This is a genomic window from Algoriphagus sp. UBA3586 (assembly GCF_002376385.1).
Taxonomy (GTDB): domain Bacteria; phylum Bacteroidota; class Bacteroidia; order Cytophagales; family Cyclobacteriaceae; genus Algoriphagus; species Algoriphagus ornithinivorans.
In genome coordinates this window covers 42,199-57,746 of the sequence record NZ_DFMT01000034.1, presented here as the reverse complement: position 1 = coordinate 57,746, position 15,548 = coordinate 42,199, and the positions used below count along the sequence as shown (strand labels likewise).

13 protein-coding genes are annotated in these 15,548 nt (G+C 43.7%); 11 read left to right on the top strand and 2 right to left on the bottom strand.

Features of this window, described 5'->3' with window-relative positions; all coding sequences use genetic code 11:
- Positions 1 to 23 precede the first annotated feature (23 nt).
- From B2906_RS13055 to B2906_RS13015, 9 genes are all read left to right on the top strand, one after another.
- Positions 24 to 4,400: a CusA/CzcA family heavy metal efflux RND transporter gene (locus B2906_RS13055; protein ID WP_286940011.1), complete on the top strand. Its 4,377-nt coding sequence runs from the start codon at positions 24 to 26 to the stop codon at positions 4,398 to 4,400.
- A gap of 14 nt (positions 4,401 to 4,414) precedes the next feature.
- Positions 4,415 to 5,617, top strand: coding sequence for an efflux RND transporter periplasmic adaptor subunit (locus B2906_RS13050; RefSeq protein WP_103923853.1), 1,203 nt, complete (start codon positions 4,415 to 4,417; stop codon positions 5,615 to 5,617).
- 14 nt (positions 5,618 to 5,631) lie between these two features.
- The gene (locus B2906_RS13045; protein ID WP_111390978.1) at positions 5,632 to 6,048 is read left to right on the top strand and encodes a Fur family transcriptional regulator; all 417 of its coding nucleotides are present in this window, start codon (positions 5,632 to 5,634) and stop codon (positions 6,046 to 6,048) included.
- A gap of 109 nt (positions 6,049 to 6,157) precedes the next feature.
- Positions 6,158 to 6,526 (top strand): DUF3703 domain-containing protein, encoded by a 369-nt coding sequence (locus B2906_RS13040; RefSeq protein ID WP_111390979.1) that lies wholly within the window; start codon positions 6,158 to 6,160, stop codon positions 6,524 to 6,526.
- Between the two features lie 14 nt (positions 6,527 to 6,540).
- Positions 6,541 to 7,158, top strand: a complete 618-nt coding sequence (locus B2906_RS13035) for a hypothetical protein (protein WP_146250844.1) — start codon at positions 6,541 to 6,543, stop codon at positions 7,156 to 7,158.
- A 13-nt stretch (positions 7,159 to 7,171) separates the two neighbouring features.
- Positions 7,172 to 9,124, top strand: a complete 1,953-nt coding sequence (locus B2906_RS13030; protein ID WP_286940006.1) for a heavy metal translocating P-type ATPase — start codon at positions 7,172 to 7,174, stop codon at positions 9,122 to 9,124.
- 826 nt (positions 9,125 to 9,950) lie between these two features.
- Entirely contained in the window at positions 9,951 to 10,856 is a 906-nt protein-coding gene (locus B2906_RS13025) for an ArdC family protein (RefSeq protein ID WP_286940005.1), read from the top strand.
- Between the two features lie 93 nt (positions 10,857 to 10,949).
- Positions 10,950 to 11,372: a helix-turn-helix domain-containing protein gene (locus B2906_RS13020; RefSeq protein ID WP_286940003.1), complete on the top strand. Its 423-nt coding sequence runs from the start codon at positions 10,950 to 10,952 to the stop codon at positions 11,370 to 11,372.
- A 200-nt stretch (positions 11,373 to 11,572) separates the two neighbouring features.
- Entirely contained in the window at positions 11,573 to 11,788 is a 216-nt protein-coding gene (locus B2906_RS13015; protein WP_286940002.1) for a hypothetical protein, read from the top strand.
- Positions 11,789 to 12,166: 378 nt separating this feature from the next.
- Here the strand turns inward: B2906_RS13015 and B2906_RS13010 are convergent, their stop codons facing one another.
- Positions 12,167 to 12,367, bottom strand: coding sequence for a hypothetical protein (locus tag B2906_RS13010; RefSeq protein WP_286940000.1), 201 nt, complete (start codon positions 12,365 to 12,367; stop codon positions 12,167 to 12,169).
- Positions 12,368 to 12,514: 147 nt separating this feature from the next.
- On the opposite strand from B2906_RS13010, the gene B2906_RS13005 reads away from it, so the two are divergent.
- Both B2906_RS13005 and B2906_RS13000 read left to right on the top strand, forming a co-directional pair.
- Positions 12,515 to 13,348 (top strand): alpha/beta hydrolase, encoded by an 834-nt coding sequence (locus B2906_RS13005; protein ID WP_274670989.1) that lies wholly within the window; start codon positions 12,515 to 12,517, stop codon positions 13,346 to 13,348.
- A 203-nt stretch (positions 13,349 to 13,551) separates the two neighbouring features.
- Positions 13,552 to 13,905, top strand: a complete 354-nt coding sequence (locus tag B2906_RS13000; protein ID WP_274670988.1) for a hypothetical protein — start codon at positions 13,552 to 13,554, stop codon at positions 13,903 to 13,905.
- Positions 13,906 to 13,934: 29 nt separating this feature from the next.
- Here B2906_RS13000 and B2906_RS12995 read toward each other — a convergent pair whose 3' ends face one another.
- Positions 13,935 to 15,314 carry a Fic family protein gene (locus B2906_RS12995; protein WP_286939996.1) on the bottom strand — a complete coding sequence of 460 codons (1,380 nt, stop codon included), beginning with the start codon at positions 15,312 to 15,314 and terminating at the stop codon, positions 13,935 to 13,937.
- Between the last annotated feature and the right edge of the window lie 234 nt (positions 15,315 to 15,548).

Genomic DNA, 15,548 nt, shown 5'->3' with positions numbered 1-15,548 from the left:
ATCAGATTCATAAATGCTAAAAAATGCTGGATAAAATCATTCAATTTTCAGTCAAAAACAAACTGATCATAGGCCTGCTCACGCTTGGTTTGATCATTTGGGGAGGCTACTCCCTTTCGAGACTTCCCATTGATGCCGTACCGGATATTACTAACAATCAGGTTCAGGTCATCACCTCCTCCCCATCTCTGGCAGCTGAGGAGGTAGAACGTTTAATTACATTCCCCATCGAAATTACCATGGCAACCATCCCGGAGTTGGAGGAGATTCGTTCCTTTTCCCGCTTTGGTTTGTCTGTGGTGACCATCGTGTTTAAAGAAGATGTGGATGTGTATTGGGCTCGTCAGCAGGTAAGTGAAAGGCTGACCGATGTACAAGCACAAATCCCTCCGGGTGTAGGTCAGCCGGGCATGGCTCCCATCACTACCGGACTCGGAGAAATCTATCAATATGTGGTGGGAACCGAGAAGGGTTATGAAGATCAATACGATGCCCGTGAACTTCGTACGATTCAGGACTGGATTGTCCGAAGGCAATTACTCGGTACTCCAGGGGTTGCGGATGTGAGCAGCTTTGGCGGTTACCTTAAACAATATGAAATCGCCATAGACCCGGATAGACTAAAGGCCATGAACGTTTCCATTGCCGATATTTTCCAGGCACTGGAAGAAAACAACGAGAATACCGGAGGGGCTTACATTGAAAAAAACCTCAGCGCCTATTTTATCCGAAGTGAAGGCCTGGTGAGCGACATGGACGACATCCGAAACATGCTCATCAAAAATAATCCGGATGGAATTCCGGTTCTCATAAAGGATGTGGCTGAGGTAAAGCTTGGTAATTCAGTGCGGTATGGAGCCACTACCCGAGACGGTGAGGGTGAGGTGGTGAGTGCCATTGTGATGATGCTAAAGGGAGAAAACTCCGCGGAAGTAATTGAGAATGTAAAGAGTCGAATTGCTGAGATACAAAAAACATTGCCGGAGGGAGTAACCATCGAGCCCTTCCTGGACCGAACAAAATTGGTAAACACTGCCATTGGTACGGTGAGCAAAAACCTGGCTGAAGGTGCCTTGATCGTGATCTTTGTTTTGTTGCTGCTCTTGGGAAATCTCCGTGCAGGTTTGATTGTAGCCTCGGTCATTCCCCTTGCGCTCCTTTTTGCTTTTGGAATGATGAACTTCTTTGGCGTGTCGGGTAACCTGATGAGCTTGGGCGCTATTGATTTTGGGTTGATCGTGGATGGGGCGGTCATCATTGTAGAGGCCACGTTGCATCATTTGGGCTTGTTGAAACTGGGAAGAAAGCTGACCCAGAATGAAATGGACGAGGAAGTGTACCAGTCGGCCAGCAAAATCCGGAATTCCGCCGCATTCGGAGAAATCATCATTTTAATCGTGTACCTCCCCATTCTTGCTTTAGTGGGGATTGAGGGAAAAATGTTTGGCCCTATGGCACAGACGGTGAGTTTTGCCATTCTGGGAGCATTTATCCTTTCGCTAACCTATGTGCCGATGATGTCAGCACTGGTTCTGAGCAAGAACACTGATTACAAGCCCAATATTTCGGACAAGCTCATGGCTTTTTTCCACAGATTGTACGATCCGGCTATCCGTTGGTCAATGCACAAAAGGCCGCTGATCTTAATCCTGACTGCGGGCTTGTTTCTGGCTTCCTTTTGGGTCTTTTCCAATATGGGTGGGGAATTTATTCCAACCCTAGAGGAAGGAGACTTTGCTGTAGAAACGAGGGTGATGACTGGCAGCTCGCTTGAAAACACCATCCAGGCAACGACTCAGGCAGAAAAAATTCTACTAGAACAGTTCCCGGAAGTAAAGCAGGTAGTATCTAAAATTGGTGCAGGAGAAATCCCAACTGATCCCATGCCGGTAGAAGCTGCTGACATGATGGTGATTCTGGAAAACAAAGATGAATGGGTCTCTGCCTCTAACAGGGAAGAATTAGCCAACAAAATGGCCGAAGCTCTGGAGGTCATTCCGGGAGTTACTTTCGGATTTCAGCAACCCATCCAGATGCGCTTTAACGAACTCATGACTGGGGTTCGGCAGGATGTAGCGGTTAAGATATACGGAGAGGATCTCAATGAGCTTTCGGAATATGCCGAACAGATAGGACGGCTGGCTTCCGGTGTGGAAGGTGCTCAAGATTTGTATATAGAAGAGGTAACCGGTGTTCCGCAGATTGTCATTAATTACAAACGGGATCAATTGGCCAAATACGGCCTGACCATCCGGGATGTAAACCGCTCGGTCCAGGCTGCCTTTGCCGGAGCGTCTGCAGGGCTGGTTTACGAAAACGAAAGACGCTTTGACCTGGTGGTCCGATTGGATAAGACCAATCGGGAGGATGTAGAGTCCGTTCAGAACCTTTACATCGCTAGGAAGGATGGACACCAAATACCGCTCTATCAGGTGGCCGAAGTGGAAATCCAGGAAGGTCCTTACCAAATCCAACGAGACGACACCCGCAGACGGATCATTGTAGCATTCAATGTACGTAACCGGGATGTGGAAAGCATAGTAACAGAGCTTCAGCAGAAAATTGAAGAGACGGTCGTATTTGCACCCGGCTACACCGTGTCTTACGGTGGGCAGTTTGAAAACCTGGTTGAAGCCCGTGAACGACTCTCCTTAGCTGTGCCTCTAGCCCTGCTATTGATATTTGTGTTACTCTATTTCACTTTCGGTTCCATTAAGCAGGGCATCCTCATTTTCACAGCCATCCCACTTTCTGCCATTGGGGGAATCTTCGCTTTATGGCTCAGGGATATGCCATTCAGTATTTCTGCAGGCGTTGGTTTCATTGCTTTATTTGGGGTAGCAGTGCTGAATGGCATTGTCCTCATTGGTGAATTCAATCACCTGAAAAAAGAAGGTGTATCTGATATTTTCGAACGGATTTACAAAGGCACGAGTGTACGTCTGCGACCGGTAATCATGACGGCTGCCGTGGCTTCCATGGGCTTTCTGCCGATGGCTCTGTCCCAGTCCGGTGGTGCAGAAGTCCAGCGTCCACTGGCCACTGTAGTGATTGGCGGTTTGATCACGGCTACCTTTCTGACATTGGTTGTGCTGCCTATCCTGTACTATTATTTTGAAAGAGGGATAAAGATGAAACCAGGGGCAATTGTTCCACTTTTGGCTATCGGCTTGCTTTGTGTTCAGATGCCTAAAGCCAAGGCGCAGGATTCTCTGGTCAGCTATCAGTCATTGGATGAAGCCATTCAAGTTGCGATCCAAAACAATCCAACCCTGAAAGCAGCAGACTTGCAAACCCAGCAGGAAAGGGAGCTGAAAGGGACCAGCTGGAATATGGCTAAAACCAATTTTAGCCTCACTCACGGACAGTACAACAGCATTTACAACAATGACAATCAGTTCAACATCTCCCAATCCATGGAATTTCCCACGGTTTATGCCAATCAAAAGAAATTGGCCAAAGCACGGATTGAAGCGAGTGAATGGATGCATTCGGCTACCCAAAACGAACTGGTTCAGCAAGTAAAGGTTTCCTGGTATTTGTTGTGGCTGGAAAAAAGCAAACAACAATTACTGCAGGAGCAAGATGAAATTTACGAGAGATTTGTCCAAGTGGCCAGTCTCCGCTATCAAACCGGGGAAACCAATTTGCTTGAAAAAGCAACTGCGGAGTCCCAAGTAGCAGAACTCAAGGCCATGCTTCAGCAAAACCAGTCGGATATCGAAATCCACAGGACACAGCTGCAAACCTTGCTTAATCTGGATAGTATTGGGGATATCGCCATGGGCTATCTGGAAGCAAGGGAGAGCAATGTACTTCTCGATACGCAAGGAATTGCCAACAATCCTACACTTGCCTGGTTTCGCCAACAAATGGAAGTAGCCGAAAAAGAGAAATCGGTGGAGAAGGCAAAGTTCTTACCCGACCTTTCGGCAGGGTATTTCAACCAGTCCCTCAATGGACCTAATCAGGATTTGGATGGTAACCCCGTCACTTTTACCTCCAGCGACCGGTTCACCGGATTTCAAGTGGGAATGGCCATCCCCATTTTTGGGGCGAAGTCCCAAGCATCGGCCATCAAAGCGGCCGAATTGAAAAAGCAGGAAAGCGAAGCACGGCTGCAAGCGGTGACAAACCAACTTCAAGGCAGGCTAAACTCACTCATTCAGCAGTACCAAAAATTTCAGACCAGCCTTGAGTATTATGAGCAAAACGCACTGCCTCAGGCAGAGCTAATTCTTAAACAGGCTCAAAAAGGATTTGAAAGCGGGGAAATCGGCTACGTGGAATACATTCAGGGACTTAACCGGGCATTGGCTGTCCGGTTTAATTACCTGGACATTCTCAACCAGTACAATCAGACTGTTATCCAGATCGAGTTCATTTCAGGCGTTCAATAAAAAGACATTCAACAATGAAAAATATATTCAAATACATCAGCAAAACTTCAATGGCTCTTCTCCTGGGGTTGACCATTTCCTCCTGCGGACCACAAGATGAGGAAGTCATTGAGGTGAATCATACAGAAAGTGAGAATACAGTGGAACTTACCAAAGCGCAGTTTGAGCAGGCAGGCATCAAATTCGGAAGCCTTGAGAAGCGGGTTATTGGTTCGGAACTCCGGGTCAACGGGGTGATTGACGTGCCCCCGCAAAGCAATATTTCCATCCATATGCCCTATGGAGGCTTTGTGAAATACACTGAAATGCTGCCTGGCACAAAGGTTAAAAAAGGTCAGTTATTGGTGGTAATTGAAAATCCGGAGTTCATCCAGTTTCAACAAGAATACCTGGAGAGTCTGGCCAAACAGGAATTTCTGAAAGCCGAATTTGACCGTCAGAAGGAGCTGTTTGATGAAAAAGTAGCTTCTGGTAAAACATTTCAGCAAGCCAAAAGTGACTTTCTGGCTAATGAAGCCCGGATTAAAACTATGGAAGAACGATTGAAGCTCATTGGCTTCAATCCGGCAAAAATCCGCGAAGGAAATATCTCGGCTTCTGTAAATATTTTCGCTCCGGTTAACGGTGCCGTTCGGGAGATTTATACCAATGTGGGCAAATACATCAACCCGCAAGATGTGATCATGGACATTACCAATGCCGAAGACCTGCATGTGGAACTTACCGTGTATGAAAACGACATCCCCAGAGTGCAGGAAGGACAACGGATCCGCTTTGCATTGGCGAATTCTCCTGAAGAATGGCGGGAAGCAGAAGTATTTCTGATAGGTAGCGGAGTGCGGGAAGACCGGTCGGTGACTGTACATGGCCACTTAGAAAAGATGCACGAAGATTTGAAGCCGGGAATGTATATAGCTGCAAGGATCGAAACCGACAGCAACGAAGTGTTGGCTATCCAAGAGGAAGGAATCGTTCGGTTTGGTGGAAAACAATATGTCTTTGCCTATACAGGAGAAAAAACAGAAAACGGTGCAACCGTTCATGATTTTGAAATGATGGAAGTCATCAAAGGATATACCGAAGATGGCTATACCCAGATTTCTTTGGCCGATTCAGAAAAGGACCTAAGTGCCCTTCAAGTGGTCACCAAAGGTGCTTTCACCTTGTTGGCTAAAGCCAAAAATACCGAAGAAGAAGGAGAAGGACACGCACATTAAAATGAATCATCCTTATGATCAAAGAACTCGAAGATAAACTCAAGCAGAAAGACATCCGACCAACAGCCATGAGGCTGTTGGTGTTGGAAGCACTGGCAGGTCAAGAGACGGCCATCAGCCTTTCCGACTTGGAAAAGGCCTTTGAAAAGTCAGACCGGGTGACACTATTCCGCACCCTGAAAACCTTTCAGGAAAATGGACTGGTGCACAGTATCGATGACGGTACCGGAGCGCCTAAATACGCCCTATGCGAAGAGGGATGCGAGTGTAATATCGAAAGGGACCTGCATGTGCATTTTCATTGTCGGGTGTGTAGCGAAACCTTCTGTTTGCCCAAGTATAAAATCCCGGAAATTGAACTGCCAAGCATGTTCAAAGGGGAAGAAGCCAACTTGGTAGTAAAGGGGATTTGCGGGAAATGTGCAGGATGAATATTGCAAGTACTATGCATTGGGTTTACTAGTAATTTTAAGTCAAACATCCAATGAAATGAAACCATGCATCATGGAAAACCTCACAACTTAGGATGATTAGGAGCATATGAAATTTAATACCACCATGCCGAAAGGCTTAAAGCCACATTATCAAAAAGAACTGGATGCATATCGGGATAAACTGGGGAAGTGGTTTTTACGGGAAGCTTGGCAGCATCTGGAAAGGGCCCACATCCTTGGTCAGCCCTATCCTTACCAGCACTCTGAAGTGCATTGGCTCATGCTTCGGTTTGGTTTTAAAATCAAAGACTGGAAGGAAATACGGGGTCAGATTCTCAGGCTCTTTGTAGGTGGAGTAAAATCCTTTGTAGGGAAAATACCTGTAGGTAATACTGGAGGCGCCAATGTTCCGCCTCTCTTGCCTATGGAAATACCAGCAGATCTGAAGGCAATAATAAATCAGTTCAAAAAATAAAATAGTCCTAAAGAATGACCGCTCTACTCACCGGTACCATTATGCTCAGTCTCCTTCATGGACTGATTCCCAGCCATTGGCTGCCGGTGCTGGCCCTGAAAGAAAAGTTTGGATGGGAGGGAATCAAGACGGTTCGCATTGCAGCGATGGCAGCTTTGGCTCACTCGCTGAGCACCTTTTTGTTAGGAGTGTTTTTGGGTTTGTTCAGCTTGTCACTTTCTGAAAACCTACACACTTACACCCGTTGGGTCATTCCTGGATTGCTTATAGCCATCGGCTTTTATTTTGTCATTCAACACCACCGTCACCACCACTTTCACATTGCTGAAAAACAAAAGCTGGAAAAAGCAGGAGCAGCGCAGGTTGTGACTTTGCTGGTATTTACCATGTTTCTTTCGCCCTGCCTGGAAATTGAAGCCTACTTCCTTATGGCAGGAACTCATGGCTTTCCAATGATCCTAGCTGTGGGACTACTCTACACCATTGTTTCTGTGTTCGGGATTACTTTTTGGGTTTACCTGGCCCAAAAAGGGCTGCACCGATTCAACTGGCACAAATTGGAACATAATGCAGGACTGATTTCCGGTGGCATACTTATTCTCACTGGCATCATTTCCTTTTTCACAGATTAAAACAGATTAGACGATGACAAATACAAATCACTTAGACGATAAAGCCTGCTGCAGCACTGACCAGCATCCAGGCAAACCAAAAAAGGAAGAGGAAAAAACCTCTCCAACTTTTCTGCAAACTTGGGGAAGTGGTATGGTGAGCTTTGTCATGCTACTTGCTGGAATTGCCGCTGACCAGTTGGGACAGCCTGCAATTTTCCAGGGATGGATTCGCATTGGCTGGTATGTGCTGGCCTATTTGCCCGTGGGATGGCCGGTGTTGGTCAAAGGCTGGAAGTCCATCTTAAAAAGTGATGTGTTCACTGAATTTTTCCTCATGGGCATAGCCACATTGGGGGCTTTTGCCATAGGGGAATATCCAGAGGCGGTTGCGGTGATGCTTTTCTATGCCATCGGTGAGTTGTTTCAGGATGCGGCCGTGAACCGGGCCAAGCGAAACATCAAAGCCCTGTTGGACATCCGCCCCGATTCGGCTTCGGTTTATAGAGGTGGGCAAACGGTGTCCGTACACCCCGAGGAAGTACAAATTGGGGAAACCATCCAGGTTAAACCCGGAGAAAAAGTACCCCTCGATGGGGAAATGATCAGTGAAAAAGGCAGCTTTAATACCTCGGCCCTAACTGGCGAAAGCAAACCTGCGACCTACAACAAAGGAGAAAATGTGCTTGCTGGGATGGTGAACCTCGATAGGCTGATTGAATTGAAAGTTATCAGACGGTTCAATGAAAGTTCAATTGCCCGCATCCTTGAGCTAGTCCAGAATGCCACCTCACGCAAGGCAAAAACTGAACAGTTCATCCGTAAGTTTGCACGGGTCTATACACCCATTGTCACCTTTCTGGCCATCGGCCTGGCCTTCTTGCCTTATTTCTTTTTGGAAGACTATATGTTTGAAGCATGGCTTTATCGGGCCTTGATCTTTTTGGTGATCTCATGCCCCTGTGCGTTGGTTGTTTCTATCCCACTTGGTTATTTCGGAGGGATTGGTGCAGCCTCCCGAAAAGGCATACTGTTTAAAGGTTCCAACTTTCTTGACCTCATGACCAGCGTTACTACCGTGGTGATGGACAAAACAGGCACACTTACAAAGGGAGTGTTTGAAGTTCAGAAAGCCGTGACCATGGAGGGAATTACACTTGATTGGCTTAGTCTGACAGCAGCAATGGAAAGCAAATCCACCCATCCCATCGCAAAAGCCATTACAGAGTATGCTAAAAAGCAAGGAAGAGAAATTTCAGAACCCGAACAACAGGAGGAAATTGCCGGGCACGGACTGAAAGGAATTGTAAATGGCAAGCATGTGCTGGTAGGCAATCAAAAACTGCTGGATAAGGAAGGGATTGTTACCCATACTGATGCAGCCAGGGAGGTCAATACCGTTATCCATGTAGCAGTAGACCAAAAATATGCGGGATATCTAGTGATCGCGGATGAACTGAAAGAAGATGCTGTTCAGTCCATCAATGAACTACACAAATTAGGAGTTCGGGAACTGATCATGCTGTCAGGAGATAAGAATGCAGTGACCCAACAGGTGGCAAAATCACTCGGAATAGATAAAGCCTTTGGTGATCTGCTGCCTGAGCAAAAGGTGGAAAAGGTAGAAGAACTGAAAAAAGATGCCAGCCGGGTCATTGCTTTTGTGGGGGACGGTATCAATGATGCTCCTGTCCTTGCTCTGGCCGATGTGGGAATTGCAATGGGTGGTTTGGGTAGTGATGCAGCCATTGAGACAGCTGATGTTGTGATTCAGACTGACCAGCCCTCAAAAATTGCTACTGCTATTCAGTTAGGCAAGCAGACAAAACGGATCGTATGGCAAAATATCAGCTTGGCTTTTGGAGTGAAGGTTATTGTACTGGCACTTGGAGCCGGAGGTATAGCCACCATGTGGGAAGCAGTCTTTGCCGACGTTGGAGTGGCATTGCTGGCAATTTTGAACGCTGTAAGAATACAGCGCTCTTAACCCAAAGTTCAATCAGGTGTACTTGCAATCCTCTTTTTCTTTAGCTGAAGGTTGGCATTCCTAAGGTTGGGTTACTTTTTCAACCGGTTGAAGTTAAAGACTCGTTTTCAAATGGATTTTCAATTCCATCCCTAAGTCATTTCCCCCGTTTCGCCCACTCCTTTCGTTTCGATTCATTCGCGCCATTTTCAAATGACAGCTCCTTGCTCTTCACTCAAGGAAAGGGCTTTCACTCCCCACGGCTACCGCTTCATTACACTTACCCTTCTTTCTAAGTCCCGGCAAGCCTGGGACTTGGGAAGGCCGTTTCGTGAAGCCGTAGCCCGAGCCTTCTTTGGGGGGCAAGCCTTTTTCCGATTTTTCTTCCAAGTACATCGAGATTTTTATCCGTTTCGGTCGGTCAGCGCTCCGTTCCATTTTTTTCTTCTCAATCCCCCGGTCTTCGGTGAATGACACGACGATGCAAAGGTTGAGTGCGAACCTGCAACAGTCAAAAGTGCGCTCCGCCCTGATCTAAAAAAACAGGGTCTCCTACGGACTGCCTCCCAGTTTTTTATCCCAGGCTTTTGCCTTATGCAGAACCACACTCTATGGGTTGCATGTCGGTCAGAACCTCAATACCAGTGGATAAAAAAATGTCACTTCACGCCCACATATCGCCCTTCACTTCCAAAAATTTACCCCTTGTACTCGGGAAAAATCTTGGATTAAGTGTCGGGTCGATCTTCCTAATATCCTTGGATATAACTGGGCTTTATGTGGCTGATAAACAAATCAATAATCGCTTTATCGATCCTTTTTTGTCACACTTTAAAACTCTACAACCATGAATGCTTGGGAAAATTTTAACCAATTAGCGGAAACCGTCACCAACGAAATCATCAAAGGTATCCAAAATGAAAACCTTACTTGGGAACAAGTTTGGAGTCCTAAAAACTCTCCGAAGAATTATGCTTCCAACCGTCCTTATTTGGGATTCAATGCACTTTGGCTAGCCTGGGTGACCATATCCAAGAAATTCAAAAGTCCCTATTTCCTTACTTATAATCAGGCAAAGCACCTTGGTGGAAATGTCAAGAAGGATGAAAAAGGTTCTAAAGTCGTATTCTGGAAGATTTCCAAGTTTGTAAAAGGAAAGGCTACCAATGAAGAAGGGGAAAGCGAGGATCTTTTTGGGAGGAAGTTTACTCCTTTTATCTGGACGGTTTTCAATATCGATCAAATAGAAGGTATCAATTTTCCCATTGAAGGTGCCGAGGAAAGGGTTTTTTCCCCAATCGAAACTTGTGAATCCATCATTGCAGGCTACACCACTTGTCCGAATATTATTCATGAAGGAGACGAGGCATTTTACAGCCCTTCCAGAGATTTTATCAATATGCCGGAAAAGGAATCCTTCAATGGAGACGAGCAATATTATTCTGTTCTTTTTCATGAAATGATCCATAGCACAGGCCATTACAGCAGACTAGGAAGATTTGCAGAAAGACCGGCTTTGGTTGGCTTTGGTTCTGTGGAATATTCAAAAGAGGAATTGATTGCCGAAATGGGAGCCAGTTTTCTGAATGCCCTTGCCGGAATAATGGATGCCAATTTCAAAAACTCCTTAGCTTATCTGAAAGGCTGGTTTAAGCCACTAAAGGAAGATCCAAAAATGCTGATCTATGCAGCTCAAAAGGCACACCAAGCAGCCAATTACATCCTTGGAATTAACCAGGAGGGGGAGGAGTAATCCCCCTTTCTAGGACTTTGATCCCCCTGTGAGTTATTCCCCAGTTGGGAAGCCATAGTGAAAATCAGTTTTTATCAATTCTTTTTTTTGAATATGGAATCACTTATACATCACGGAAGAAATATTAAACGACTTCGGGAAATGATTGGAATGAAGCAAGAAGTTTTAGCCTTCGAACTTGGTGCTAATTGGTCTCAGAAAAAAATAAGTCTTTTAGAACAGAAAAAGGAAGTTGGAGAAGAAACCATTCAAGAAGTAGCTAAAGCTTTAGATGTTCCTTCAGGTATGATTTATCAATTCTCAGAAGAATTTGTTAGGTATCTTTTTTGTCAAACCACTAATCAGCCAAAGGAGCAAGAGCTAATCTCCCATTTCGTTGAGAGGTGGTTGAAAGCTACAGAAGAAAATCAAAAGCTATACGTTAAATTATGGAGAACTGAAAAAGAGAAAGTGAAAATACTTAAGAAGTCTCTGAAGGTTTTAAAAGCCTTTCACTTCAATTCTATAAAGGGATGAGATTTTCCTTGATCTTGAGGACACTTGCTCTTTTTTGAATCAATTTTTTAAGATATTCTTGAATTGACCCAGAGTTTTATGTTTAAGCCTTTCGTTGGTGCCTTTAATTTTTTAATTTAAGAAAGCCCCCCTCCGGTATAACTACTGAGAAATACAAGATTTCTTTCCGGAAGTTTAATGCTTCACCAAATCAAAATACTATGATTTATAAAGCAAGAAATTGGGAAAATTTATGGTTTGAGATGCCTACTAGGAATGAAGTAAAAAGGTACTTCATTACAAATAAGTTTGACAAAGAAGAAGGAGAGGTTTTTTATTATTGCTTGCGAATAAAAAGTTGGCGTTGGGAATCAGGAGAACATATCGGTGATTGGAAAGCTGCTGCCGACAGCTGGATGTGGAATCTGGGAAACTAATAGGTTTTCAGTTTTGATCAGAAATCTCCATTGCTTCAAAATTGAAAATCTTCTCACTTTTTAAAAAGAGAAGGGGCCTTGCAATAGCGAAATTATGTGTTTAAAATATTGACATGAAATTGTCAATAAAATTAACACCAGAAGAAGAGCGACTCAGAGAGGAGATGGTGACGTTGGAAGGGCGTATTCGTAGGAAGATTCGGAGAATTTGTGTCACTAATTTAAAGTTACCCTATGAAAGACTTGCAGCTGGACGCCACCTAAAGGAATTGTGTTTGTTAGCGATTTCTGCACTTGACGATGGAGACTCAATCAAGCTAGCGGAGTGTTTGAGGGAATTAAGAGAGAGGGAAATGCCTATTTAAATTTTTGCTGTATTTAAAGCTTATCCAAAATTTCCCGGATTAGTCGTTCTCTGTCCAATTCCTTTTTTCTTTTTGTCCGTAGACATACGATATAGAGTATCCAAATCCCCCAGGCAACCGCAAAAAGCGGAAAAGGATTCTCTGCTCCTAATGCTCCAATCATTGCAATGAAGCTGATGAAAAGGGTTCCTAAAAATTTGATGGTTGACCACATAGTTGAATTATTTGATAATCAATTTATTAATTTACGAATTAGAATTGAAGTTGTTGCACTTAATTGTGTAAATAAATAAAGATAGATTTATATAAAAGAGTATAATTCTTTCTGGAGCTTGTTTAGAAATTTAAAAATCAAATCGTTATGAAAAAATCTACAGAGGCAATATTGTTCTTCCTACTGCTCTTTAGCTTCAATTCTGTTTATTCGATAAATCCCGATCGAGAATATATTCGTACTCCAGATTCAGTCAAATGGAATTATCAGCAACTAGATATCAATACCCGTGATGGCTTTCGTCTCAATACTTGGATTTATGAAGCCAAACCGGAAAATGATAAGGATACGGTTTTGATTCTTGCTTATCCTGATGCTGGGAATATGTCCTATTTTGTTTACCATGCAGCCATTCTGGCAAATGCTGGCTATACGGTAGTCACATTTGACTATAGAGGATTTGGGAAAAGCCAAGATTTCGAGATTCAAAAAGAATTTCTCTATTACAAGGAATTTGCTTGGGATCTGGAAGCTGTGGTCGAAACCATTTCAAAAGAAATCCCAAACAAGAAATTGGGAATATGGGCCATGTCGATGGGAACAACCATAGCCTCAAGAGCCTATCCACAGATTAAAGGTCAGATTGATTTTATTATTGGGGAAGGATTCGTCACCGATCCTGATGGAATTGTGGATTATTATAAGGAAAAGGGTAAAGAGATTCTACTTCCGGAGAGCAGTGATGAGTTTAAAATTTCCCTTGAATCTATCGATTGCCCACTTCTGATTTTAACTGCATCAAATGACAAGGTTACGACTCATGGGTCCGCCATTATACTTCAGAAGAAACTAGGAGACAATTGTGAAATTAGCAGATATGAAGGTGAACACCTAACAGGATTTCAGGTGGACTATGACAATCTGGGATTTGGAGGATGGTTTTTAAGTGAACTAGAGGAATTTTTGCAGTATAAGTCCTAACGATACATTATACTCTCTTCTTTTTCTTCTATGCTTCCCAGAAATCCTTTTATTCATTGTAGCTATCTGACCATCAGATCCGTTTGAGAGATAGAATTTGAAGCCGGGAAGTTTTCCTTATTGAGAAAGCAACTAGAAAAGAAATCATCTACCCCTCCCCCATCAATTTGTGATGTCAAAGCAGAGTAGTAAAACCTGATAAAATGAGAAAGTCTTCATCTAAATATCTATTGTTTTTTGCGGTATTAATTACGTTTGGTTGCCAAGATGATTTGGTGCCCGGTGAAGAGTTCACTGTTAGAATTGAAAGTACTTCTGATATTTCTTGTGGTCTTCCAGTAATCCTTTTTTTGGAAAAAAGTGATCAAGTGAGGGCCAAAACAAATGAGGAATCCTTGGAATATAATGCTTATGGACTCGATGAATCACTTAATGTTATCGGAAATGAACTCGTAATTACTTTTGGTAAAGTTAAAGAAGAGGATTTTCGAGTTTGTAGAGCAATTGGGATACCTTATCCGGCGGTTTCGATTCTAAGTGCCAGATTGAGAGATTAGATATTGAATATCAGGCTATTAATTTATTCTTAAGAATCCCATTTCTTTTTCCAGGCAGTAAATTCGGAAGGTCTAATTCGAAAGCGGACAAAATTTCCTTCATGAAGTCCTAGGAGTTCGGTTTCTACTACTTCAGTGAACCTGGATTGGTCTGGTTCAGGAAATTTATTGACTTCAGATTTTATTGCTTGGGATGCTGCTTCTTTATCCATTGCATTGGTCACGATGTGGCTGACGATCGCTCGTATTTCCTCCCGGTATTTTAAGCGGAAAGGATCCGGCTCGCCAAGAGATTGACGAATGGCCGCATACCTTAAGGCAGACCGCTCATAGGCCCACAAAAAAACATCCTTGAATAACTCGACACGGTTTAATTCATAGATGCCAAGCATTCCTTTGATATAGCTTTCCTCCGGTACATCTATAAATGAAAGAGGTGCAAGGTTGTGTCGGTTCAAAGGAATATTGGCAGCCAATCTGGATACTCGCTTATTGACATCATCAAATGGTTGGAGATAGGGAAGCTGAACCAATACAAAAAAAGCCTGCTCAAAGGGATTTTGGATTTGGCTTGCCTTTGCCAGTATTAGGTCAAAAGATTCTTCGATAAGTTGTGGAATTCCCAACGGAGTAAATACCGAATTGGTGATTCCCACGCCAAATGTTCTAAGCCTGCCGGATGCAGCCGGATTTGGCAACAGGTTGTTTGAAAGCAGGGCATGGAGATTAAGAAAAGTGTAGCGATTGAAGCCCACCTCATCAGACGATTCTACCAAAAACTCGATAGCCTCCTTGTGATTGAGAATCATCTGGGTTTCCATCGGAGACTTGTTCGAGGGGGTTTTCCCGTTATGGATTAACAGCTCCGTATCCAACAAGGAATAGGTGTTTCCTTCCAGTCTGCTTGAATTCCAAGATAGGTCGATCAACAGGCGATTTAATATTTCTCTGGCATAGGTCCCTGCTGGCTGTTCTCCATTCCTGGTATTTCCCCATTCAGCCAGTTTTTGTTTTTCTTGGTTGCTGAGAAAGCTGTCGATGTTGGGACGGTAATTTTCCAAAAACCTCCGTTCGTATCCGACAGGTTTCCGTTGTGCTACAGGACGGGTGACCAATGCCCAAACGTCTTTGCCTTCTTGTGAAAGCGGAATGGTCGATTGTAGCTCCTCTTCTGATTTTATCTTTCCAGAATCCTGAGTTTGTTCAGTGACATTTGTATAATACTTTGTGGATCGAGCTTCTCCTTTTATTAGAATCAGATTCTTTTCTCTGAGGCTTTTTAGTCGTCTTTGAAGAGCTCTCTTTTCAATTTGAAATGGGAGCAATCTAAGGAGTTGTTCTATTCCTAAGCCATCAGATGATGATGCAATTATTTCTTTAATCAGTTGTAGCTCATCTCGATTTTCCATCTTCAATCCCATTTGTATCGCGACAATAATAGCATATAAATGACGCAATAAAAAAGAATTGTGTCACGATAATTGACGCAATAGTTAAATCGCGTCATTCTTTGGAAAGAATGTCGATTCTTTATTTCTCCGCTTTTGTCGAGTCGTTTTGAAGAATTGTAGTTGAGTTTAATTGCTGAGTTTTGATTGTGCATTCGCTGTATGCACAATTTGATAGGTGAAGTGCAAAACAAA

Bases quoted from the DNA above. Each gene is read 5' to 3' on its own strand.
- B2906_RS13045 (WP_111390978.1), top strand. From the start codon at position 5,632: ATGATCAAAGAACTCGAAGATAAACTCAAGCAGAAAGACATCCGACCA.
- B2906_RS13015 (WP_286940002.1), top strand. From the start codon at position 11,573: ATGATTTATAAAGCAAGAAATTGGGAAAATTTATGGTTTGAGATGCCT.
- B2906_RS13000 (WP_274670988.1), top strand. From the start codon at position 13,552: ATGAGAAAGTCTTCATCTAAATATCTATTGTTTTTTGCGGTATTAATT.
- B2906_RS13025 (WP_286940005.1), top strand. From the start codon at position 9,951: ATGAATGCTTGGGAAAATTTTAACCAATTAGCGGAAACCGTCACCAAC.
- B2906_RS13005 (WP_274670989.1), top strand. From the start codon at position 12,515: ATGAAAAAATCTACAGAGGCAATATTGTTCTTCCTACTGCTCTTTAGC.
- B2906_RS13030 (WP_286940006.1), top strand. From the start codon at position 7,172: ATGACAAATACAAATCACTTAGACGATAAAGCCTGCTGCAGCACTGAC.
- B2906_RS13020 (WP_286940003.1), top strand. From the start codon at position 10,950: ATGGAATCACTTATACATCACGGAAGAAATATTAAACGACTTCGGGAA.
- B2906_RS13055 (WP_286940011.1), top strand. From the start codon at position 24: ATGCTGGATAAAATCATTCAATTTTCAGTCAAAAACAAACTGATCATA.
- B2906_RS12995 (WP_286939996.1), bottom strand. From the start codon at position 15,314: ATGGAAAATCGAGATGAGCTACAACTGATTAAAGAAATAATTGCATCA.
- B2906_RS13035 (WP_146250844.1), top strand. From the start codon at position 6,541: ATGACCGCTCTACTCACCGGTACCATTATGCTCAGTCTCCTTCATGGA.
- B2906_RS13010 (WP_286940000.1), bottom strand. From the start codon at position 12,367: ATGTGGTCAACCATCAAATTTTTAGGAACCCTTTTCATCAGCTTCATT.
- B2906_RS13050 (WP_103923853.1), top strand. From the start codon at position 4,415: ATGAAAAATATATTCAAATACATCAGCAAAACTTCAATGGCTCTTCTC.
- B2906_RS13040 (WP_111390979.1), top strand. From the start codon at position 6,158: ATGAAATTTAATACCACCATGCCGAAAGGCTTAAAGCCACATTATCAA.